General features: G+C 68.5%; 3 protein-coding genes. 1 reads left to right on the top strand and 2 read right to left on the bottom strand.

All coding sequences use genetic code 11. From position 1 onward, the window contains the following. Window positions 1-71: 71 nt before the first annotated feature. A complete protein-coding gene (locus tag ACFW2Y_RS35475) occupies window positions 72-461 on the bottom strand; it encodes a hypothetical protein (protein WP_384887784.1) in 390 nt (129 codons plus the stop codon). 56 nt (window positions 462-517) lie between these two features. Beyond that, a complete protein-coding gene (locus ACFW2Y_RS35480; RefSeq protein WP_384887786.1) occupies window positions 518-1,171 on the bottom strand; it encodes a class I SAM-dependent methyltransferase in 654 nt (217 codons plus the stop codon). Window positions 1,172-1,798: 627 nt separating this feature from the next. Between ACFW2Y_RS35480 and ACFW2Y_RS35485 the strand changes: the two genes are divergently transcribed. Then, window positions 1,799-2,453, top strand: a 655-nt coding sequence (locus ACFW2Y_RS35485; RefSeq protein WP_384887789.1) for a lytic polysaccharide monooxygenase, incomplete at its 3' end; no start/stop codon positions are given.

Raw genomic sequence — 2,453 nt, forward strand, 5'->3', positions numbered from 1 at the left:
AGTACGAGGAAGCCTTCTGGCGCAGCCAGGAACAGACCCCGCAGTCCGCCTGAACCAATCAAGATCGGACTCTACGAAACTCGGGGCAGCTCACGTTGCCGTCCCGTCCCCGCCAGCTCGTAGAAGGTGTGGGGCACCGCAGTATCACCACGGAGATTGTGGAACTTCTGCATCACCATCATCGGCATGGAACGCACCGCGGCCTCCAGCAGGCGCTCGGTGGGCCTGCCCGCGTCCAGCGTCGCGGCCCTCTCCTGCTCAGCGACGGTGAGGAAGTCTTTCTCTCCCAACTCCACCGTCTGCGGCGCCTGCCGTTCTCGGGCCAGATGCTGCACCAGGCCCAGGCTGTAGGCAGCGGCGAGCTCGGCAAGGGGGATCTCCTCTCGTCCCCCCTTCCCGAACTCCAACAGGGCCTGGCCAAGGGCGAACTTGTAGGTGCGCGAGTTGGCCCCCATCAGCACTGCCAACCTCCACGACGCACGCGCCGAGGAATCCTGGGCGTAGAATTCCCTCCCGCTCACCGGCCCCCCTTGCCCAGAACAACCGTCTGCCACCACACCTCGGCACGGCCGAGCCGGTCCTCGCCCTCTTGCACGAGTCTCACCAACCGCAACGCCGCCCGTTGCCCATCCCGAACGACCTCCTCCGCGGGCACATCGAACATCACTCGGTCTGTCGGCGGGGCTCCACGTCGAAGCGATGCGACCAGCAGTCCCGAGGGAGCCAGTAGCGTGGCCAGTCGCTCCATTGCCGGTCCACGCTCGGTAGGTGCCAGGTGCATCCACACGGCCGACAACAGCACCAGCTCAAAAGGCCCTTCCAGGTGGGACAGCGCGGGGAGCGAGTCCTCGACCCAGCGGACGTTTTCACACGGGTCCAGGCTCAGCGCGACCTCCCGAAGCTCACGCACCGGCTCCGCCGCCACCACGTGGTAACCGCGCCGTGCGAGTGCCGCAGCGTCCCGCCCCGTGCCAGCCCCCACGTCCAGCACCTTCGCCGACGACGGTGGAAGCAGATCCAACACCCCGCCGTGCACTTCCTCGAAGGTGACGCTCCCGTACCTCTGCCCCAGCCATTCGGCGCGCTGCGCGTAGTAGGGCTGGACGCCCGCCGTGGGCCGGCCCACGGCCGACGACTCACCGAGGCGAATGAACTTGCCCGCACCAACCATGGCCCCAAGCTACGGGACCGCACCGACAATCGCCGACGCGCGAAGACGGGGAACCTCCGTTCCGGTGCTGGAACCGCAAGCGCGAGGAACGGACGCCCGTGGCGGGTCATGCGGGGCACCAAGGGGAACGGTGGGGACCAGGCCGCCGGTCGGCCAGAGGGCCGTAGCCGTTCCGGCGCAGATCAGCACCATGGCAAGCCCTGGATCACCTTGGCTTCCCGAGCCGAGGTCTCGTCTCTGTCACGGCTCGTCAGTCCAGCCGGACGAGCATCGCGTCTTCCCAGCCCAGGCCAGTGCACCGCCGAAGAAGACGCAGGACGACACGTCGCTGGGCGAGCACCACGCCTGGCGCGAGCAGCGACGTTGCCGGTCCTCCCAGCGGATCCGCGTGAAACACGCCAACGCCGAGTCCAAAACGGACCCGGGCGAACACCCCCAAGGACCCGGGGGAGGCGTCCTCCCAGGTCCCGGGTTCCGGCACCGGCGGCTCCCTGAGTCCACGCTTAGCGGTTCCTTAAAGCGGCCCTAAGGATCGCCGTGCACCCCGTTCCACGAGCTTTTCCGCGGGTTCGGTCGGCTAGCTTCCAGACATCCCCCGCACCGTCCTCGTGAAGGAGCTGTCCCCCCATGACCTCTCGTCGTACGGCCGCCGCCGTCACCGCCACCGCCGTGTTGGGCCTGTCGGGGCTCGTGGTGGAGCCCGCCTTCGCGCACGGTTCGATGACGGATCCGGTGAGCCGGGTCGCGGCCTGCTACGCGGAGGGACCCGAAGCGCCTCGATCGGCGGCGTGCAAGGCGGCCGTGGCGGCGAGCGGAACGCAGGCGTTCTACGACTGGAACGCGGTGAACATCGCCAACGCCGCCGGGCAGCACCGGCAGTTGATCCCGGACGGCAAGCTGTGCAGCGCGGGCAACGACAAGTACCGGGGGCTCGACCTGGCGCGGGCCGACTGGCCCGCGAGCCGGATGGAGGCGGGTGCGCACACCTTCCGGTACAAGGGCACCGCCCCGCACAAGGGCTCCTTCGCGCTGTACGTGACGAAGGACGGGTACGACCCGACGAAGCCGCTGAAGTGGTCGGACCTGGAGAGCGAGCCGTTCGCGAGGGTGACCGATCCGGGCATACAGAACGGCGACTACGTGTTCCGGGGAACGGTGCCGAAGAAGTCGGGGCGCCACCTCATCTACTCGATCTGGCAGCGCTCGGACTCCCCCGAGGCGTTCTACACCTGCTCGGACGTGGTGTTCGGACAGGACTCGGGCGGCTCGGCGCCGACGACGG

Origin of the sequence: Streptomyces sp. NPDC058877, from assembly GCF_042742855.1 — a bacterium.
Taxonomy (GTDB): Bacteria; Actinomycetota; Actinomycetes; order Streptomycetales; family Streptomycetaceae; genus Streptomyces.

Coding starts and splice junctions, on each gene's coding strand:
- ACFW2Y_RS35480 (WP_384887786.1), bottom strand. CDS start 1,171: ATGGTTGGTGCGGGCAAGTTCATTCGCCTCGGTGAGTCGTCGGCCGTG.